This window comes from Photorhabdus machadonis (assembly GCF_052657765.1).
Map to the genome: position 1 here is coordinate 1,359,747 of NZ_CP199761.1, position 19,303 is coordinate 1,379,049.

General features: G+C 45.6%; 19 protein-coding genes and 1 pseudogene. 10 read left to right on the forward strand and 10 right to left on the reverse strand.

The window, feature by feature from the left end; genetic code table 11:
• Positions 1–87 precede the first annotated feature (87 nt).
• From ACUN2T_RS06850 to ACUN2T_RS06860, 3 genes are read left to right on the forward strand one after another with little or no spacing between them, the layout of a single operon-like run.
• Positions 88–1,740 (forward strand): AAA family ATPase, encoded by a 1,653-nt coding sequence (locus ACUN2T_RS06850; RefSeq protein WP_445496839.1) that lies wholly within the window; start codon positions 88–90, stop codon positions 1,738–1,740.
• On the forward strand, positions 1,727–2,344 hold the full coding sequence (locus ACUN2T_RS06855; protein ID WP_445496840.1) for a hypothetical protein: 618 nt from the start codon (positions 1,727–1,729) through the stop codon (positions 2,342–2,344). The genes ACUN2T_RS06850 and ACUN2T_RS06855 overlap by 14 nt, the downstream gene beginning before the upstream one ends.
• A gap of 49 nt (positions 2,345–2,393) precedes the next feature.
• Positions 2,394–3,614 carry a hypothetical protein gene (locus ACUN2T_RS06860; protein ID WP_445496841.1) on the forward strand — a complete coding sequence of 407 codons (1,221 nt, stop codon included), beginning with the start codon at positions 2,394–2,396 and terminating at the stop codon, positions 3,612–3,614.
• A 113-nt stretch (positions 3,615–3,727) separates the two neighbouring features.
• Here the strand turns inward: ACUN2T_RS06860 and ACUN2T_RS06865 are convergent, their stop codons facing one another.
• The 4 genes from ACUN2T_RS06865 to ACUN2T_RS06880 are packed head-to-tail and all read right to left on the reverse strand — an operon-like array spanning position 3,728 to position 7,694.
• A complete protein-coding gene (locus ACUN2T_RS06865; RefSeq protein WP_445496842.1) occupies positions 3,728–6,778 on the reverse strand; it encodes a Tn3 family transposase in 3,051 nt (1,016 codons plus the stop codon).
• A 31-nt stretch (positions 6,779–6,809) separates the two neighbouring features.
• The gene (locus tag ACUN2T_RS06870) at positions 6,810–7,124 is read right to left on the reverse strand and encodes a type II toxin-antitoxin system RelE/ParE family toxin (RefSeq protein WP_023043805.1); all 315 of its coding nucleotides are present in this window, start codon (positions 7,122–7,124) and stop codon (positions 6,810–6,812) included.
• A 5-nt stretch (positions 7,125–7,129) separates the two neighbouring features.
• The gene (locus tag ACUN2T_RS06875) at positions 7,130–7,408 is read right to left on the reverse strand and encodes an arylsulfatase regulator (protein WP_338885770.1); all 279 of its coding nucleotides are present in this window, start codon (positions 7,406–7,408) and stop codon (positions 7,130–7,132) included.
• Between the two features lie 25 nt (positions 7,409–7,433).
• On the reverse strand, positions 7,434–7,694 hold the full coding sequence (locus ACUN2T_RS06880) for a type II toxin-antitoxin system Phd/YefM family antitoxin (protein ID WP_023043807.1): 261 nt from the start codon (positions 7,692–7,694) through the stop codon (positions 7,434–7,436).
• Positions 7,695–7,894: 200 nt separating this feature from the next.
• Here ACUN2T_RS06880 and ACUN2T_RS06885 point away from each other — a divergent pair, with 200 nt between their 5' ends.
• Both ACUN2T_RS06885 and ACUN2T_RS06890 read left to right on the forward strand, forming a co-directional pair.
• A complete protein-coding gene (locus tag ACUN2T_RS06885; RefSeq protein ID WP_445496843.1) occupies positions 7,895–8,476 on the forward strand; it encodes a recombinase family protein in 582 nt (193 codons plus the stop codon).
• 25 nt (positions 8,477–8,501) lie between these two features.
• Positions 8,502–9,254: pseudogene (locus ACUN2T_RS06890) on the forward strand (ISKra4 family transposase); the annotation flags it as partial.
• A gap of 28 nt (positions 9,255–9,282) precedes the next feature.
• On the opposite strand, the gene ACUN2T_RS06895 reads toward ACUN2T_RS06890, so the two are convergent.
• A complete protein-coding gene (locus ACUN2T_RS06895; protein ID WP_445495555.1) occupies positions 9,283–12,249 on the reverse strand; it encodes a Tn3 family transposase in 2,967 nt (988 codons plus the stop codon).
• A 259-nt stretch (positions 12,250–12,508) separates the two neighbouring features.
• Between ACUN2T_RS06895 and ACUN2T_RS06900 the strand changes: the two genes are divergently transcribed.
• On the forward strand, positions 12,509–13,558 hold the full coding sequence (locus ACUN2T_RS06900) for an SIR2 family protein (RefSeq protein WP_445495556.1): 1,050 nt from the start codon (positions 12,509–12,511) through the stop codon (positions 13,556–13,558).
• Positions 13,555–14,076 carry a hypothetical protein gene (locus ACUN2T_RS06905; RefSeq protein ID WP_445495557.1) on the forward strand — a complete coding sequence of 174 codons (522 nt, stop codon included), beginning with the start codon at positions 13,555–13,557 and terminating at the stop codon, positions 14,074–14,076. Before ACUN2T_RS06900 ends, ACUN2T_RS06905 begins: the two co-directional genes overlap by 4 nt.
• Here ACUN2T_RS06905 and ACUN2T_RS06910 read toward each other — a convergent pair.
• Positions 13,990–15,255 carry an IS4 family transposase gene (locus ACUN2T_RS06910; protein ID WP_445497818.1) on the reverse strand — a complete coding sequence of 422 codons (1,266 nt, stop codon included), beginning with the start codon at positions 15,253–15,255 and terminating at the stop codon, positions 13,990–13,992. The two genes, ACUN2T_RS06905 and ACUN2T_RS06910, sit on opposite strands and share 87 nt — an antisense overlap.
• A gap of 106 nt (positions 15,256–15,361) precedes the next feature.
• Between ACUN2T_RS06910 and ACUN2T_RS06915 the strand changes: the two genes are divergently transcribed.
• The 3 genes from ACUN2T_RS06915 to ACUN2T_RS06925 all read left to right on the forward strand — a co-directional run bounded on the left by ACUN2T_RS06915 (position 15,362) and on the right by ACUN2T_RS06925 (position 17,643).
• Positions 15,362–16,714 (forward strand): ATP-binding protein, encoded by a 1,353-nt coding sequence (locus ACUN2T_RS06915; protein ID WP_445495558.1) that lies wholly within the window; start codon positions 15,362–15,364, stop codon positions 16,712–16,714.
• Complete coding sequence (locus ACUN2T_RS06920; RefSeq protein WP_445495559.1) at positions 16,708–17,265, forward strand: recombinase family protein; 558 nt, start codon at positions 16,708–16,710, stop codon at positions 17,263–17,265. Before ACUN2T_RS06915 ends, ACUN2T_RS06920 begins: the two co-directional genes overlap by 7 nt.
• Before the next feature lie 126 nt (positions 17,266–17,391).
• Positions 17,392–17,643: a hypothetical protein gene (locus tag ACUN2T_RS06925; RefSeq protein ID WP_445496845.1), complete on the forward strand. Its 252-nt coding sequence runs from the start codon at positions 17,392–17,394 to the stop codon at positions 17,641–17,643.
• 153 nt (positions 17,644–17,796) lie between these two features.
• Here ACUN2T_RS06925 and ACUN2T_RS06930 read toward each other — a convergent pair whose 3' ends face one another.
• The 4 genes from ACUN2T_RS06930 to ACUN2T_RS06945 form a co-directional block, all read right to left on the reverse strand.
• The gene (locus tag ACUN2T_RS06930; RefSeq protein ID WP_445496846.1) at positions 17,797–18,297 is read right to left on the reverse strand and encodes a GNAT family N-acetyltransferase; all 501 of its coding nucleotides are present in this window, start codon (positions 18,295–18,297) and stop codon (positions 17,797–17,799) included.
• Between the two features lie 4 nt (positions 18,298–18,301).
• A complete protein-coding gene (locus ACUN2T_RS06935; RefSeq protein WP_445496847.1) occupies positions 18,302–18,580 on the reverse strand; it encodes a type II toxin-antitoxin system TacA family antitoxin in 279 nt (92 codons plus the stop codon).
• An 81-nt stretch (positions 18,581–18,661) separates the two neighbouring features.
• Entirely contained in the window at positions 18,662–19,042 is a 381-nt protein-coding gene (locus tag ACUN2T_RS06940) for a type II toxin-antitoxin system VapC family toxin (RefSeq protein WP_445496849.1), read from the reverse strand.
• Entirely contained in the window at positions 19,042–19,245 is a 204-nt protein-coding gene (locus ACUN2T_RS06945; RefSeq protein WP_445496851.1) for a type II toxin-antitoxin system VapB family antitoxin, read from the reverse strand. Before ACUN2T_RS06945 ends, ACUN2T_RS06940 begins: the two co-directional genes overlap by 1 nt.
• Between the last annotated feature and the right edge of the window lie 58 nt (positions 19,246–19,303).

Consider the following 19,303-nt stretch of genomic DNA (forward strand, 5'->3'; position numbering starts at 1 on the left):
AACCTTCAAAACCCGATTCTGTGGGCTTTCTTTGTTAACCGAACTTCCTTCTTTATAATCCCTAAACAACCTTCATCGGGAGCTTTCATGGCTATTACCATCACATATGGCATTTTGCGTAATGCAACGCACGAAGAGTTAACCAACAAAGCATACTCTACCGCAAGCAACGATCAGGAAATTGATATAGACGCTGATAAGCTGAGTGAAGAGGCAGTTAACGACCTGCGGCAAACCTGCGAGCAAATGGGGCAAAAGAAAATTGTCCGTATCATTGACTCGATCGTTGCCGCAAAGAAAGGGGATTTCACTAAGCCTGTTGCAAGCTTTCAAGCTTTTGATAGCGTCCTGACCGAATACCTGCGGCATGAGGCAAAAGACGGTTGGATATACCGCCGTGGCAGCGACGGTAATTTGTATGCAGCGCTGGTGACCTCTGTCAAACACAATACCAGCGGCAGCTACAGAAACCCGCCACCGTCTGTCGATATCAATATTACATGGTACGGCTACGGCGATAATTCGAATCGTAATAAGCCCTACGCTGTCCATACTGGCAGCATCAAGTTTTATGCCCAAGAAGTTGCTCGCCGTCATGTTTCAAAAATCCTGGCAGAGCAAAGCCTGTTCAAGGAAACGCCTGAGCTGCGCGCTGAATACGATGAACAACTAAAACGGTATCACGATTTGGTGCAAGGTCAGTTCCCTCGCCAATTCCGTGCTATCGGCGCAGCAAACAAAATGGAAGGGTATGGGAGTAATGATCGCAATTTAAATATTGCGGGTCACAAGCTAATCCACGATCTGCCCGCCAGCGAGTGTGGGCCGGTCAGTGAAATGGTTGAAACCGACCTGCTGGGTACTGATGATATTGAAGGTTTCGGCGTGTTGCCAGAAGCCACCGCAGTCCGTTTCTTCGACCTGTCACTCCATCAATTTGTCTGGGTGCATTCGAATAATGTCGAACCATACCAGTACGACAAAAACCTACGCAACAAAATGATATTGCCAGAGTCGCATAGCGATCTGTTGGACGTACTGACCACAGATATCACCGCCTTTACCAGCGACATTATCGAAGGGAAGAGTGCGGGGAATATCATCATGTGTGTAGGTAAGCCAGGGCTTGGAAAAACCCTGACTGCCGAAGTGTATTCGGAACTGACGGAAAGGCCGCTGTACTCCATCCATGCTGGCACATTGGGCATTAACGCTGAAGAGATCGATGAGAACCTTAAAACCGTTCTAATGCGCGCCCGTCGTTGGGATTGTGTGTTGCTTCTGGACGAAGCGGATGTGTTCGTAATGGTTCGCGGGATGGATATGGTGCATAACGCCGTGGTAGCTGAATTCCTGCGCACAATGGAGTATTTCGACGGGTTGATGTTCATGACGTCGAATCGTGAAAACGACCTGGATGAAGCCATCATCCCTCGTTGTGCTGCGATCATTCGCTATGACGTACCTACGATTGATGACGCCAAGAAGATTTGGCAGGTGATGGCAGACAACTTTGGCGTCGAGCTTAGCGCTGATCTGCTAAACCAGTTGGTGAACCGTTTCCCGACGATGCCCCCACGCGACATCAAGATGTTGTTACGTTTGACCCTTCGCATGTGCCGTGCCAAGCATGGCGATGAGGCTACGCCAGACATTGAAATGTTCCGCCGCTGCGCGATGTTCCGAGGTGTTCAGATCCGCTCGAAAAATGAAAAGGAGCATGAACATGTTGGACAATGAAAAACGTACTGATCAAACCTTGTCTGTGCATACCGTATCCTTGCCGGATGGCCTGCATAATGAGAGCAAAAACCTGGTTTTGAAAACAGCTGAAATCGTCGCTGAAAAAATGCGAGCCACCGAACTGAAGCGGGGGCTCACGAACGAATGGGCAAAACCCGATTGGGAATCGGCTTGCGTCAACGATTTGCTCATGCACATCGATAAAGGCGATCCGAGAGACATCGCTGTCTACGCCAGCATGATGATCCACCACGGTTGGACAACGAAAGACGCGGTGAAAAACGTTATCAGCCATGTTTTCGAACAAGCCAGCCAAGAGCTGCGTCAAGAGCTGGAAGCCTTAACGTTACTTCGTGGAGTTTTTGTTGATGCAGGCTTAATCCCACCCGAAGCCACGGTTGATGGGCCTAAAATGCTGATGCTGGTCGAGGATCTCAAAGCTGTGCTGCGTCAGTCTGTAGTCCTACCTGAGTTGAATTTAGACCACGTCAAGGCATTCCATCACGCATTTAATAATTTCAGCGACGAACCGCTTGGGCCTGAAGAGGCAGACGATATTTTGACAGGCCTAAAAGCCGTCGTAAATCTTCTGCAACGTTAACATACCATCTGCCTTGCCTGGGCGGAGTATTTCAAAAATAGGAGGCTGCATGTATCAAATTGTTCACGACGAGCTCGGGAGTACCTTTGGTTATGCCAAAGACAGTTTAAGAAAAATACTCCGTTCGGTGGAAGGCATTCCCGCAGTGCAGTACCTGGTCAAAGACGGAAAAGTCTTTGTATTTGAAAAATTGGTTGCGCTGATGAGCCAAGAAAAATCCACCGATCCGCTTAAAGCATTGGAACTGCTTGAACAGGCTTATGTATCTCCAATGCAAGCGGTTGCCGACTGGAAAATTGTGCCATACCCCTTTGAAGTGAACAGTAACGACAATGGCAACTGCGGGTGGTTGCATCACACCAAATTCGATGCCGTGATCCCGAAAAAATTCGATACGCTCGCCCAGCTGCAAGAAGCGATGGCTGATTTGCTTATTGGGCGCTCTATTACTCCGGACGCCTTAGAGCTGATGGATCCTAACCTGTTCTACTTCGAAAAGCAGGTTTACAAAAGCATCGTCAGCCTGGCCGACCTCCCGACCGATCCACTGGAAGAGTGGGACGACATGACAACGGACAGTGTTGAAATGCTAGCCGTTGATCAATATCACCCCGGACACCCACTGTTAACAGAAATCGTGTTTAAGGGGATCAGAGAGGTTTCAGGTAAATGGCAAGGTAAACTTGACTGGATGCACTGCGCTGCCGAACACGATGATCAGGCCATCTCCAGCATCTCATTCCTGCCACTTGAGCGTCTCAACGCCGATTATGCAACGACCTGGGTGCCCGAAGAAGATGACAAACAGGTCATCGCTGCTTTGCGGAGTCATTATCCCGAACTGTCTGGCGTTAGCGATGTCGCGCTCTATTTCCTGTACGACGAATTTCAGATGGCGTGTAACCAGGTTTCCGGCGCAGAGCCTATCCGCGATACTGATTTTCTGTTCTATGCGGCGGGTACCGCGCTGGGCGTCGATGATGAAGGGACCGCTGTTCGCGATGCAGGGAAGATCGTGGTTTATCTGCTTTCCGAAAATACGCCAGCTGACGTGGTGGCGAAGAAAATCCAAGAGTATGTTGCACGCGACAAATCCATCCGGCAGTTGGCACTCTGGCGCTGGAATGTATCGAAGTTTCTGGAAACATTTGCCCAGATCGAAAACGGTGCAGGACAGCCTATCGTGGTGTTTTCCGATCTGATGAAAATTGGCCGTAAATATGGGGGGGCTGCCGTGACGATAACGCAGTCACGGTCTGACTTTTCCTGACTTTGTCGGCCGTTACGGTCGTGTAACACTGTCTCTGTGTTGAATGCGCCTGCACCTACGAGGGGTTCTGTGGAACACCCCCCAGATCTGTAAACTTTGAGAGAAAATCCTGATTAGTCATCCCGCCAAAAATGTTGTTTCAGGTGAGATTCCAATATCCTTGCCATCGCTTCTACATCAATTTTCCCGTGATTTCTCTTAAAATTGTATCGTCCCGTGAACAACGTGTGTGTCCAGGCAATCGGCGAAATTCGCGTAAACTCATCAATAATTTCTTGAGGGACACCGTTGGCCTGCATCTTCTGGTAGACCGCATTCAGGATCATACTGTTGTAGGCAATAATGCAGTTGGCAACCAATCTGGCCGCATGGGCACTGACCCGGTTTTCAACGATTTTTTTGCCCTTGAAGATACCGTTGTAAGTTTTTCGGATGTTACTTTGGAGCTGATGATAGGCTTCCGTGCGGTTTCGGGCACTTCGGATCGCTTTTCTGAGTGCCATATTATCAATCAGATTGAGGACATGAGTGCTCTTGAAGAGGGCATTATATTCAAACAACGCCGCTTTTAATCTGGCGTAACGGGCATGAGAGTTCAGTTTGCGGATGATATTGCTCTGGGTATTTTCCTGCATGATCAATGAAAGCAAGATACGCAGAACGCCTCGCCGCTGAGAGCGGATACGTTCGACATCAATCACCCCTTTGGGCTTAAGGATACCGGTATCGTAATCCAGGGAGGTAGCTGAATAAATATCGTCAGCGGCGTGGCGCACATTCTTGATGCTGGGTACATAATCCACATCAATGGAATCCAGCGTGACAAAATTCAGCTTGTTCAAGGAGTGGTTATCTCCTGTCACCATATGGATATCAATCTCCGTTTTATTGTTGTAAATCATGTCGTACAGCGAATGGCCTTCGTACTCATTCAGGCCGATATTTTTCGCATTCACCGCCACGTAATTGGCGAGCAGTGTGTAGAGCGAGATACCACGGCCTTTACCCAGATACTTTCTGGAATAACGGGATTGTATCGTACTGTCCGTGGTCGCAAACTTTTGCCCGTCTGCATCAGCCAATAGTTTGTTATCCATGAGGTTCCACTGTTTGAAGATTGCCAGTGAATGAATATGATTACTGACGATTTCATTGGCCGCACAAAGTGTATCAACCCGGATAAAATCCTCTCGTACAGCGCGAAGCTGGCTGAGTTCTAAATCTGACATATCGGCCATTTTCAACGCACCAAACCCAAAGGCTTCTGACAGCAAACAGGCATTAATTGCCAACGGTAGCGGTTTTTTCCGCTTGGTATAGCGATCTTTCAGGTGAGTAAATCCACGCCACAGATCAGTCAACTCACCGATGAACATGACAATATTAGCAATATCAACTTTGGGTAAGTCTTTGAAAAAAGCATCGTCCAGTTTTTCAACGCTGTCATAGCGCAGGCTCCAGTGTTGTTGTCCGGTTTTGGTTTCACGAACATAAAAGCCGGGATTGTTATTTGCACGAATATTGTGGGTCGTTCTCTCCCAGGCTTCATTCAGTCCCTGTAGCGCTTCATCAAGACGCTGGTCACAGTAAACAGGGAGGCGGGAATAACCAAACTCCACCGCGATCTTTTCAACGTTATCGACCAGCGCATCGTCAACCAGATCGGTATCAATATCACAGTACGAGACACTGTCATTGCAATACAGACGGCCCCGCTCAATCTCATGGAGAACCTTTAAATAGACAAAAAATTCAAATAAATACGGATCAATTCGGGTGTCCGAGGGTTTCCGCTTCAGGTAGATATTCATACTTTTGGGAAGGGTGAATCCCAGCTCATCACAGATTTTTAAAGCGGAGGGACTTTTACCGCTGGCATAATGTATTTTCAACATAGGAATCAGTTCGCCGATTTCACTGTTTTTCTTGTAATACTCAAGTTTTACTCGGGTAAATATCGGACGCAGATACAATGAGAGCAAGCGGGAGGACTTACCGTAGTATTCCCACAACGCTGCCTTCTTATCAAAAGATTTACCTTCCAAAAATTCTGCCATGACTGAAAATTGTTCTTTAGGGAGCATACTGAACGCCACTTCATCCAGTTCAGCCTGACTCATGTTTGGGTTCCGCTCTGGAAACCATTTCAGAAACTTTGCCAGTCCGGGAAAGTCCGTGACAACTTTGGCACAGTGCTCCATGTGGGCTATCGACGCATAAATTTTACCCGCATCCATGATAGCCCGCGTGTGATAACAAAAACTCACAATCAGATTATCCATGATCTGCTGATAGCGGTGATAGACGAAACACAAGGCCTGTAGCCATTGTTGTGTTTTGCTCAGTCTGCGCAACCGGGAAGCAGCATATTGTTCGGCTATTTCCGCATAGTAACGGATGGCATTTTTTGACAACATAAGAGAAGGCAGAAAGTCTCTGGCAAACCGATAAAGATCTTCAATGCGTAATGCCTTGTCTACTTCCATTCTGACGGCGGTGTACTGAAAATCCTTTTGGTCGGCACGGATAATATTGAGGACGGTGATACCGTCATCCCGCTGTACTAACGCGGAAAGTTGCTCAGTAATTGCGGCAGGCAACAAGGAAACTGCTGCATTCAGGCGATTTTCCTCCACAATAAAGGCGTGGCTGAAAATATCCTGGAGTATTCGGTAGGACGGGAGCATCAATTTTTGATGCTCAAAGTATGCCAGCAGTTGACGAAACGCACTGTGCCCTTTGGGATAGTAACGCAACAAATAAGCGAGATGAGATTCTATTTCAGCTGTATATTGCGGAGACCAGTTTCGGTAACCAAAAAGCGAGAGTATAGCCTGCCGCTGGCTGCGCCTGTATTTTCGGGAGAGTGAACCTGTGAACCGGGCCGCATTAGTATCGCTATAATACGTGGTCACAATATACTGAACATCCTGGCTGACCTTATCAAGTGATAGGTTGAAAAACTGTTGTTTCGCCTTGAAATAGCCCAGTTGCAGGATGAAATGGATACGAGTCTGGGTATTGCGAAACTGTTCGAGAACAACCCGTTCTGCCGGGCTTAAGGAAAAATACAGGATTTGTTCGTGATCATTGAATTCGGGGCAGGCATAAAGTTCTTCGATTTCGGTATTGGATAATAAGTGAATACGCTTGATATTTTCCATTGTGAGTCCCGGATTCAATGAGGCCAGACAATCAAATCATTTCGCGTCCGTCCAGATGATTTGCCGGCACCATTCGTTTGTGCAGCACACCAAATATCACCGGTTGCCGTTCGTGGATGAGGTAATAAATGACATGACTGACATAAGGAAAACTCAATACGCCCGATCCGACGTCTGGCCTGTCTCTTCCCAGTGCAGGGGTAGAAGCCAGCAAACGAAAGGTTTGTTGAAGTCCTGACAGGTATTTTTCTGATTGCACCTCACCCCATTGTTGTACAGTAAAACGGCGAATTTCAATCAGATCGGCCTGGGCATCAGGCGTTAAACGGTAGTGTGATATGTCCATGATGGTTAATGATCCCTGGGAACGTCGATAATGCCCTCAGCAATACCCTGAGCCAGCATTTCCATTAGTTTGGCGAACCGGAAAAAACCGGTGTATTGCTGACAGATACCATCCAGCTGGGCAATTGATGCACTGTCTATCACCTGTTTGAAGGTATCCATATAGTCGTAACAGGTTTTCCGTAATTGCGCATCACCGGTTTCGGTTAGGGGAAAACGGGCAGCATAGTCATGTATACGTTTCACCCACCGTAATTGTTCTGCGCTAAGTCCGGCTACAGACATTTTTTTCTCCTCAATAGGTGAAATTCTAATCGTACTGACCTGATATCAGTTCATTAAAAAAAGCTTCGCCATCGAGGGTGTTACCGGATTCAATATCAACTCTGGCCTGTTCAGCTCTTGACTGCAATAATTTTAACCGGAGTGTTTCAATACTTTCGTATTCATCCATTGAGATAACCACCGCAACGGGTTTTCCGTTTTTATTGATTTGGATTGGGGCACGTTGTGCTTTGAGTAGCATGTCGCCAAACTGGGTTTTGGCTTCATTGGCAGAAAGAGCATCCATAATAGTCCTCTCATTGAATCATAGCATGATTCAAACAATATAAACGAATCGAACGACTCGATCAAATTTAAAGCTATTAAAAAGTATACCTTTTCATCCGTGCTGAAAACAAGGTTATAACTCTCTATAAACCTTGAAAACGTCAATTTTATAGAGTATTCTACAAATCTTTATCAGGTTTAAAGACTTTTGAGGGTAGTATGCACTATGCCTATATCCGGGTGAGTTCGGTTGACCAGCACGTTGATCGCCAGAAAGAGGCGCTGTCTGCATCCGGTATTAAAATTGACAAAATCTATATCGAACAGGCCAGTGCGAAAAACATCAACCGGCCACAGCTTCAGGACATGCTTCAACAGGTCAGAACCGGCGACACGATAGTTGTTCACTCCATCGATCGGTTATGCCGCAATATGATGGATATGTGTACCCTGACCCTGCGTTTACGTCAGCAAGGCATTACACTGATCTTCTTAAAAGAACAGCTCACATTTAGTGCCAACGCGAGTACGCCGATGCAAGAACTGCAGCTGCACATGATGTCGGCCTTTAGTCAGTTTGAACGGGCATTAATTCGGGAAAGGCAAGCCGAAGGGATTGCGGCGAAAAAACAACGTGGAGAACGGACAGGCAGACCGCCTGCGGAGATCAGTAAACTGCCTCAAATAGACGCACTCAGGGCAAAAGGTATCAAATTAAAGCTGGCCTGCGATAACGTGGGATTAGGCGTTTCTACGTATTATAAATTGCGGCACCAGCTCAAAAACGGGGAAATACCGTAGCCATAATCTCCGGGAGGACAGCATCATGCAATTCACTATCCAAATCACGATGATCGATAAAGCCGGTCATCGTCATACCGAAAAACTCTGCACGATAGAAAAACAGGCTGATGCCCCCAATGACATCGGGCTTTCCCTGTCTGAATCTAAGGTGCTTTTGAATACTATCCAACAATCAGTGATCCAGAAGCAGGCAGCTGAATATCTGGATGAACATCGCGCTTGCCCTTGCTGCCAGCGAAACCGGCGGATAAAAGATAAACAAATTATCCAGTACCGAACCTTGTTCGGCATTATTCCGGTCGAGGAGCTTCGGGTTTACCGGTGTGCTTGCGAGAAACAGGCAACCCAAACCGTCAGCGTGCTTAATTACTGGTGTGATTCGCATACGCATCCGGAACTCAGGTATATCGAAACCCGGTGGGCGTCACTGATGTCTTATGGATTAACCGCCAGTCTGCTCAAAGACGTTTTGCCCGTAGGGGAACACTGTAATGCCGCGACAGTCAGAAATCATCTCTGTCAGATCGCCAAAAAACAAGAGGCAGAATTAGAGGAGGTGCCAGATTTTCTCCCCGGTGATCCCCGTGAATGGGCGGAATTACCCAAACCGGGAAAGCCAATAACAGTGGGGATAGATGGCGGATACGTCAGAAACCGGGACGACAGAAAACACCATTTTGAAATCATCGCCGGAAAATCATTCGCGGCTCATGTGCCGACCAAACGCTTTGGTTTTGTACAATGTCTGGAAAATCACCCCAGAAGAAAACTCATTGGACCAGCGGGAGCATTTGAACAGAAACTTACGGTTTTGCCTTTTCGGTAGGCTCTGTACCGTAAGGTTCCCCATCAACAAAATAAGTGCCATTGGGTAATACGTGTTTATAGGGTAGTAAAGATATATGGGCTAATACGTCATCATCAATAACCTCACCATTTTCACGTAACCCTTCAACAATGTTGCTTATTCTTGATGTGTTCCAGTACAGGATTGCATTAGATACCAGACTCAGGGCGCTGGCTTTATTCATGATTTCTTCGTAATCACCAGTCGTGAATTCGCCCTGATTTGCAAAAAAGATCCATCTGGGTAACTTATGTCGGTATTCGCCTTTATTGAGCTGAAGCTGAACCGTACGACGCAAATCCTGATCGGTCATATAGCGCAGAATATATTCCGTCTTAATAATTCGCCCCAGATTGGTAAACGCCTTAGAAAGACGATCAGATGGAAAACTGTTGGTGAGCCTCTCTACGATGACATGGGCCGGTGCTGTACGTTCTTTGAGAGATTGCGATACATGGATCATCGCATCCCATTGCTCCTCAATGATGTCCAGATCTGCCGTTTTATTCAGTAATGGTGTGAAAACGCCATAATTAACCGTACGGTCAACCCGATAAAGTTGTTGATCTTTCAAATCTTTTATCCGTGGCATAAAATAATAACCAAGCAGATAACACAGCGCGAAAATTATTTCGGTATAACCGTGGGTATCTGTAGTATGTTCGCGAATTTTCAGGATTGTGTTATTTTCCAGAATCCCGTCAAGTACATATAAGGCTTCTCTTGGATTACAGGAAATCGCTTTGGTGCTGTACACCGAATATTGATCTGATACGTGCGTATATATCCCAATCGCCTTTTCGTAATAACCATAATAGCGGGGGTAATAGGCTGCAAGGAGGCTGTCTGCTCTGATTCTGAAACGCTGTGCATCAGAAGACGACAATTGCCCCGAACCGTGTACCTGACTGAAAGGAAGTTGATGATGCTGATTTACAATTTCTGCACTGGCGGCTTTAATCGTGTCTTCCCGGACGTAAAACTGCAATACATGCCGCAACATGTCGACGCTGATATCGTTAACGCTGGTACTCATAGCCACCACGCCAAGATTGGTTGCCTGTGATATCAGTGCGGAGATGAGAGTCTTATAAAAATGTTTTGGTCTGCTGTTATGCTGCTGATCGGGAATGAAATGCCTGCTGAAGTGAGTTTGCTGATCAACTTCCATGAGTAATTGCTCTATGCGAATAGAGGGCATACTGGCATCTATGACTTTTTGTAGGCGGGTGACTGACTCAGGAATTTCGGCTTTATCGTCCCGTTGAAGCCTCAGGTTTCCCCCTTTTATTTCGGCAAAAGAGTCAAGTTCGAATCGTTTTTCAGCCTCACCAACTATCTGATGGAATTCAAGTATCAGTGCTGTCTTAACGTTTTCCTGAGTTGGCTGTTGCAGCTCTGTATAAGCCGCTTCACGGGTTGCCTGCCAGTGATGTTGATCCAGCATCAGATCCCAGAACGAGACATGTTGTTTGCTCTGAGGGACAAAGAGATCGCCAGAACGAAGCGCATCCTTCATGGCGATAGCTACACCAAGCTCCCATGCGTTTCGTTGTACTTTTCCATCCTTCCTATTCAGTATCCGCTGTAGCTCGTATGGAACAAAATATGTAGGGACATTACCAGGCAATTTTTTGATTTCACCACTATCAAGCTGGCGCAGGAGCATAATAGCGTCCAGGAGTGATTCTGTTCCTGCTTTTGCCCTGAATGGCAACCGAAGAAACTCAGAAAAGTATTTACGGAGTCCTGGATAACGGGCAACCAGAATATCACCAAGACCACGCTCCTCAAGACGTTTAAAAGCATGCAGGTCGTCCACTGACCCCAGTAGTCTTTTTTCGTTAACAGATTGCCAGAGATCTTTTTTAAATAATGGCCCGTCATCCTGACTACCCAGAAGCCAGTTTGTTACCTCAAGTATTGTATCGATTGCTTTTTTCTGTCGTTTACGAAGCTCACGATGTTTCTGTTCATGAAGACGTTTTCCGTGACGTAATAAGTCCATAATAAACTGGTCGTGCATTTTCACCAGGTTATCGAGTAATACCTTCCGGGTTTCCAGCAAAAAACATAACATCAGAGAATAGCGCTTTGGTGCCTTAAAACGCTTAATATCTCTGGCAGAGTAACGACACGCCAGTTTATAGAGGTAACTCATAAACGCGGGATCAACAACAACCGAACTGATAGTATCGAGTTCACAATTATCAAGCACATAATATCGTTTCATATAGCGCTTAATTGACGTGACTGTGGCTGATGGCGGGGACTCCTTGAGCAGATAGAACAATGAGCGTTGATCTCCTGGCAACGTTACCAGCAGATCATCGATAGCCAGCTTAATCCCGGCAGAAAGCTGGTTATGCAGAGTTTCGAACATTCGCTCATGTACCTGAGCACAGATGCTGATAATTAGACGCTCAATTACTGTTGGTCCTGGCAAAATTACCCTGGCAGAAAGTAAATATTGCCCGGCCCGAAGAAACAGATCGTCCGGTAAAAAACCTTTCTCAGCCTGTTTTACTAACCAGATTTTAAGGTCCGACTGAATGTTTTCGTCATAACGGATAAAGCCCAGATAGGTCAGTATATTTTTACGTTGTTCAGCAAGTGTCGCTTCTCGCTCAGGTGAAGCAACGCTCAGTGATGGTGGTAAGGCAAGCTGGTTATTCAGGTAGCTCACAATGCGTGGTGATACGCTACCTATGTCCTGGATAAATCTGCCATAAAGACGGACTGCGCAAATCTGAATGGCGATAAACAGACGGGAACGGGCCCGGTAGCGACCAATTTCCTGTTGATCGGATGTGGTTAGCGTCCAGTCCCTCGCCATTTCCTCGTCAGAGAAATCCTGTGGCAACGTAACCGGCTGGTAACGTTGTCGCTGAGTCAGAAATCTTTCGTTTGCTGACACCGTCACCACCTCCTGAAGTTTACCGTCCCGTTGATATGTTTGTGAGGAACATGGCCGCACTCACACAGTAAAGAAAACCCTGGTTTGTGAGAATCGAATGTGTCGCTTTTCGCATGACGCAGTTTCAGAGTTTAGCGATTCTCGAAATCCATTCTTGAAACTCTATTCTTAATTCACTATGCTCACAATGAGTTTCGATAAAATAAATATTGATATGCTCAGCCGCGCCGATTGGTACCACAATAAGTCAAGGTAAATTGATACTATGGAACACATGGCACTCGATACCATCAAGAAGCATCTTCAGGAGCATTTCAGTGATGGCTTAGTGATGATCGTGGGGTCGGGTCTGTCTTGTGCTGAAGGACTTCCTGGTATGGGAGAATTGGCTAGGCACTTATCTACCGAGTTGGGTGCAGGGCTTTCCGTACCAGATATAGAACTGTGGAATAGAATCCAACCTCGTTTAGCAACTCAAGGACTCGAGGCCGTACTACTTGAAATAGCACCAAGCGCAACACTTGAAGCCGCAATAACGGCCTCAACCGGGGCACTTATAGCCAATAGAGAGAGGCAGGTAGTGTCTGAAGTTTTTAATGGTGGAAAGACGCTTCGATTAACCCGGCTTCTTGCTCATTTACTGAAGCCCCCATCTGGATTACCGATCATAACAACGAACTATGACAGGCTTGTTGAAATTGCGGTTGAAGAGGCTGGGATTGGCGCAGATACAATGTTTATTGGAAGATTTGCTGCTTCTCTGAATGAACGAGAGAGTAAACTGAGTTTTTGCCATAAAGTTACCTGGAAAAAGCCAAACATAACTTATCACTATCGCCAAAGGGCTTTAATCTGCAAACCTCATGGGAGCCTTGATTGGTATCTTCGCAATGGGGGCCCCGTGGCCTACCCTGGTGAATTGGATGAGGTAATACGCCTTATCATTACCCCAGGACAGAACAAATTCAGGAACGGTTATGCAAGTCCATTTGATCATCATCGAAACAAAGCGAATGACTCGATCGATAGGGCAAGTAGATTTTTGATTCTTGGCTATGGGTTCAACGATGATCACTTGGAAACCCATCTGATTCCAGCGATAAAAAACGGCAAGCCTACCCTTATTTTATCCCATACGCTGACGCAGAATGCGGCGAATTTGGCGCTGACATATATGAATGTCACAGCTATTGAAAGTCATACCGAAGCGGGTGTTATCGGAACAAGATTAACGATAAACAAAATGCAGCAGTTTATTCCACACCTGGAAATCTGGGATGTTCACAAATTTATAGATGAGGTTCTTGAACCATGAGCGAAAATTTTGCAGCTCTTCAATTCTCTGATACTGAACAACTAGGTAAGGTTGCTGCGGTCGATACCAGCCGTGTCACTATTGATGTTTCAAATTCCGTTCTTCTAACTCGCCTTGGGATCGGTAATTTGATCGCGATTAGGGGCAGCACCGAAAGGGAGTATCTGATCGCGATGGTGGAACGGGTAACCCGTAGTATGCGTGATGAATTACCCGATGAGCTACCGGAAGAAGGCGAAGATGGAATACTGGTATCTATGCCCACAGATCTGGTTCGGGGGGCTTTGATTGGTACCTTTCGCACAGTTGATGGTGATAAGAAAAATACGTTCAAACGTGGAGCTGATACTTTCCCTCAGATTGACCGTGATTGTTTCGTTATAGACGCGGCAAATTTACAGAGGTTTATGGGTATCTTCATATACAGGATCTTAAGAATTAAGTCGTTCAAAACACGCATCCAATGTTTTGTTTTTAGACGACTTTCTTTGCGGTGTTTTGAATGCATTCTGGGATAAATAGGCTTTGGCTTTTTCCAGCCAAAAACACGTTTCCGACCATGCCCTTTGGAGGAGATTTTCTATTATGGGTTTTAACCAGATCTCCGTATTTTGGGCCGCTTTAAGCAGTGAAACCGCTGGGAATAATCGCCTTGCCAGCGAGCGTCTGAGCAACAACGCTAATAAGCTCAGCCAGATAAGCCCCGTGACCAACGTTTCTTTTCGTGTCGTAAACCGGTGCCAGTTCGTGTGTGATTTGAGTTCTTTAAACAACAGTTCTATTTGCCAGCGGCAACGATAAATATCCATGATGTCATTGGCTGTAAATTCCTCGACTGATAAGTTAGTCAGCCAGAGACAGAAACGTTTTTCTTCAGCAAACCAACGGCGGATCAGGCGAAACTCATAGCCATTACGCCGACAAATCAGCTCCAACACCTCAGAACGATTCGTTCTGCGTGTCACGGATTTCAGGGGCTTATCGGACAGCTTCGATAAGATTTTTCCCTGACCATTGCGTGCCCTGATTATTTGGGGATTAAGCGATTTACCGCCCCGCACAATAAACGAACCGCCTGAGCGTGAGAGTTGTTCAAAATACTCAAAATCGACATAACCGGCATCCGCTAATAATAATTGGTCATGCAATGTTGCCGGAATAGGCAGGTGAGTCCGCTCAGAGGCGGTATCTGCAGTAACAGCCATTTTCACGGGAGACTGGGTTAATAATGACAAGGTCATGTGACATTCCACTGCCGCTGCGGTTGCCTGAAATCGACAAGGAAAAACATCAGCCAGTGCCGAATGGACTTTAAATGAACTGCCATCCTGTAAAATAACATTTTGAAATTTGGCGAGTTTTTTGGGCAGGACGAGGTGCTTTTCAGCCCATTGTGCCATGGCAAACCTGACCAATATTTTGACAAATTCAACAAAAGCCGCTTTCCGTAGCTGATTATAAAAAGGACGGTAGCTAACGTGTTGTTTTTCATCGGGGCACAGGCCATTAAATTTTTGGTGTAGCTGAGCTATAGACGTCACTTTCCCCGAACTGAGCGCTGTGATAAGACTGAGAATAAGCGTATGAGGCTCGATATTTCTCACGCGCTGAATAAACCCGCAGCGAAGCGCCATTTTTTGCAAAGAAACGTCACTGAAGAATTGCATTAATTGGTGTTTTATAGCGATAATCGTCACAGGCTTCATCCGTGGTTTTGGTATTAGTTTGGCGACGATTATCAGATCATAAATGAAGCCTTTTTTCTATCTAAAATATACAGTTACTGCTTAAGAGCCTGTATATGTGGGTATCTTAGGAGCTGAATATCCTGAAAACGAACGTTTAAAGTTGGGGAATTTTGTTGCGGACAGAAAGGCAGAGGCCGTCATTAGTGGGGACAAATTCTTCCAGCGCCACGCCGCTATTTTAGGTAGCACCGGCTCAGGTAAAAGCTATGCAGTAGCTCTTATCTTGGAGCGAGCATCGAAACTAAAATATCCGAACATCGTGGTGTTCGATATGCATGGTGAATACGCTCCCTTGGCTAATACCGAAAAAGGTGGTTTTGCGACACGTTTCCGTATTGCTGGACCAGGGGACCTGGAAAACCCGAAGGGTGATGCTCTTTTTCTCCCTTATTGGTTACTCAACCGGGATGAAATGCTTTCAATGATCCTTGATCGAAGCGATCAAAATGCCCCTAATCAGGCATCACGTTTTACTCTCCATGCCCGGGCTCTGAAACAACTGACGCTAGAAAAAGAGGGGAAAGTCGACGTTCTTAAAACATTCACAGTAGACTCGCCTGTACCATACTCACTTGAGGGACTACTAGAGTTGCTTCGAAAGGACAATGTAACCAAAGGTGTTGGTAAAAATGGTAGCCCTATAACAGGCGAATGGGAAAATAAATTAACACGTTTCATTTCCCGACTTGAAGCCAAGCTCGACGATCGCCGATATGGTTTTATGTTCGCTCCTCCATCAGCAGCGAATGAATACGGATGGCTCGGTACTCAGGTACAACGATTACTTACATCTGATAGTGGTCAGGGAATAAAGATCATTGATTTTTCTGAGGTTCCCTCTGATGTATTGCCTGTTGTTACAGGAACTCTTGCACGGCTTTTGTATGATGTACAATTTTGGACAGAACCTACCAAACGGTCGCCAGTCACACTTTTATGCGATGAAGCCCATTTGTACCTGCCGGTACGTAACGACGCGGATGCAGTACAAAAGCAGGCATTAGGCGCGTTCGAACGCATCGCTAAAGAAGGACGAAAGTATGGATTCTCCCTTTTGGTAGTGAGTCAGCGACCATCGGATGTTAGCAAAACTATTCTGAGTCAGTGCAATAATTTCCTGTCTTTACGCCTTACCAACGATTCAGATCAAGGAGTGATAACTCGTCTGATGCCTGATTCGCTGGCCGGACTCACGAGTATCCTGCCACTTCTTGATACTGGTGAAGCATTGATGTTAGGTGATGCCGTATTATTGCCATCACGGATCCGACTGGATAAGCCTGTAATCACTCCTGATAGTGCTACCCGGGATTTCTGGAAGGAATGGGGTTGCCAACCAGCTAATACCGAAGCTATTAATCTTGCAGTTGAAGCATTGCGCAGCCAGACGCGAGACAAGCCATGTTAATCGGTTACGCGCGGGTTTCAACACAGGACCAATGTCTTGATTTACAGAAAGAAGCTTTAATAAAAGCAGGGTGCGAAAAAATATTTGAGGACACCGTGAGTGGTATGCGCTCCGATCGTCCCGGCCTAGCTAAGGCAATGGAAATATTGCGTAAAGAGGATACTTTGGTCGTCTGGAAGCTGGATCGTCTTGGCCGAAGCGTTAAACAACTGGTAGATATGGTTGGAAATCTGCACAAACAAGGTATCCAGTTTAAGAGTCTCACTGATGCTATCGATACAGGCACGCCATCAGGGCGTTTTTTTTTCCATGTAATGGCTAGTCTTGCTGAAATGGAGCGCGAACTGATTGTGGAACGTACTCGTGCCGGACTAGAAGTTGCCAGGCAGTTAGGTCGTAAAGGAGGACGGAAGCCTAAAATGACCAGCAGCAAAATTGAATCAGCCAAAAAACTACTGGCCGGTGGTATCCCTCCCAGAGATGTAGCTAAAAATCTCGGTGTCTCTGTACCAACGTTATACCGTTGGCTACCGGCATCAAAGCATTCTTAGATTGCATACACATGCAGGAATTTACGGTTTAAATACTCCACAAAAAGTGAAACCGTAAGTTTCTGTTCAAATGCTCCCGCTGGTCCTAAGAGGAATGTAATTCATCAATCACAAAAAGGATTTTCGATGATGAGTTTACTATTAAATAAGGTGAAATATGCTTTGTTGATGGTGATTGCGATAGTTTCAACCTTACTGACTGCTTATGGACTGGGTAGCCGTTCAGCTCGAAAAGCTTATGAATTGAAACATGCACAAGATGACCGAGATCGCTTATATAAAACTGTAGTCGTCAAGAATGAGGTCAAGGATGATATTAATAAAATGTCTCCCGGCGTGGCTCATAATGAGCTTAATGATCACTGGATGCGCCAGTAATAATACGGCTATTACCCCGTTATTTTGTGAGATAGCCGAGCCTATTTACATTGGACAAGAAGATGTGTTGACCGACATAACGGCTCGCGGAATTCTCACTCACAATTTAATCGGTAAACGTCTGTGTGCTTGGACGCCCAATGCCAAATAACATCAATCCGTTATATTAAAAGTCGCCTTTAAATCCTTTAACGTGATCATTAACGTCATCGGATTTAAAGGTGAATCATTAAAACCCACAGATTTATAAAATTCTTTTGCATCTTCCGAGATAGCATGAACAATTAATCCTCTGACACCGACTAAATCTGCCGCTTGAGCGACACGTATGGATGCATCTTTAATTAAATATCGGCCAAATCCTTTCCCTTGATAATTTTTATCAACTGCCAGACGGGCTAAAATAATGACTGGGATAGGATTAGGCATATTACGTTTAAATTTACTTATTGCTTCCTCTGACATTATTGAACCAGTCGCCAATGAGTAATAGGCAATAACATTTTTATTTTCGCTTACAACGTATGTTCGCGAAGCATTTTCTTTCTGATTTTTTAATGCCCTGTCTATTAACCAATTATCAAGGGTGTCAACGCCTGAATTAAAATTATCTACACTGTGATCGTCTGTTAATAAAGTTGGGTCGTTAATCATGTTATCACCACGGTTTTGTCATATTCGCCGTTTTGATAAGACGCTCATTTGGGGTAACCGGAGCATCGAGTTTAGAGATAAAAGCATCGAAAATTTCTGGAGAAACAACCATAAATGAATGTTCCAATAAGGTGTTTTCAGCATCACGTTTAATTGTATCAAGGACATATTCAGTCACGGTTTTCCCTTTTACTTTTGCCGCTCTATCGATTAAATCTCGATCCTCTTGCCTAATCCTCAAATTGAGCGTTCTATTTTTACGACTATCAATTGTGACATTCATTTCAAATTCTCCTTTAGCTGTATTGGTACAAATAATAGACCAATGTAACGCCGCTGTCATTACACTTTAATGAGTTTCCGGTCAATGAATCGGCTGATAACTCACATTAAAACGTTTAGCCAATCTTTCAAGTCGCTTATCCAATGTCCAAAATCTTGCTCCTGGCGTTATTAAGGCTGATGATGCCAGCAACGTAATATCAATAAAACCACATCCAAGCCCGTACAGTTTTTCGTTTTCAATAAACGCCATCACTTCGGCAATACTGGCCTGATGGCTCGGTGGTAAGAGACCTAGATCACTAAGTGTTCGCAGTCTTGGAGCCGGAGGGGTACCACATGCTATCTCTGCCAATACCATTGGATGAATCAGAACCAGACCCCGACTTAGCAACTGAACCAACCCGTCATTCCGGTTTTTGAAATGGTCAACCCAGACGGATGTATCAACCAAAATAGTCATTATGAAGATGGTTCCTCGCGGCGGCGGGGAATCATCTGCATTTCAGGCGATGTACCGCCGAGCGAAGCGAGCCGCTTTGCCGCTTGCACCTGAACAAACGTTTTCACCGCTTCCCGGAAAATATCAGCTTTGTCCATGCCAGGATCGGCCATTTCCAGCGCCTGTGCATACAGCACATCATCAATCGTGACAGTAGTTCGCATTTGATTACCTCATTGATTCAGATATTGATGCAATATTGCATCAATATCTGAATCAATG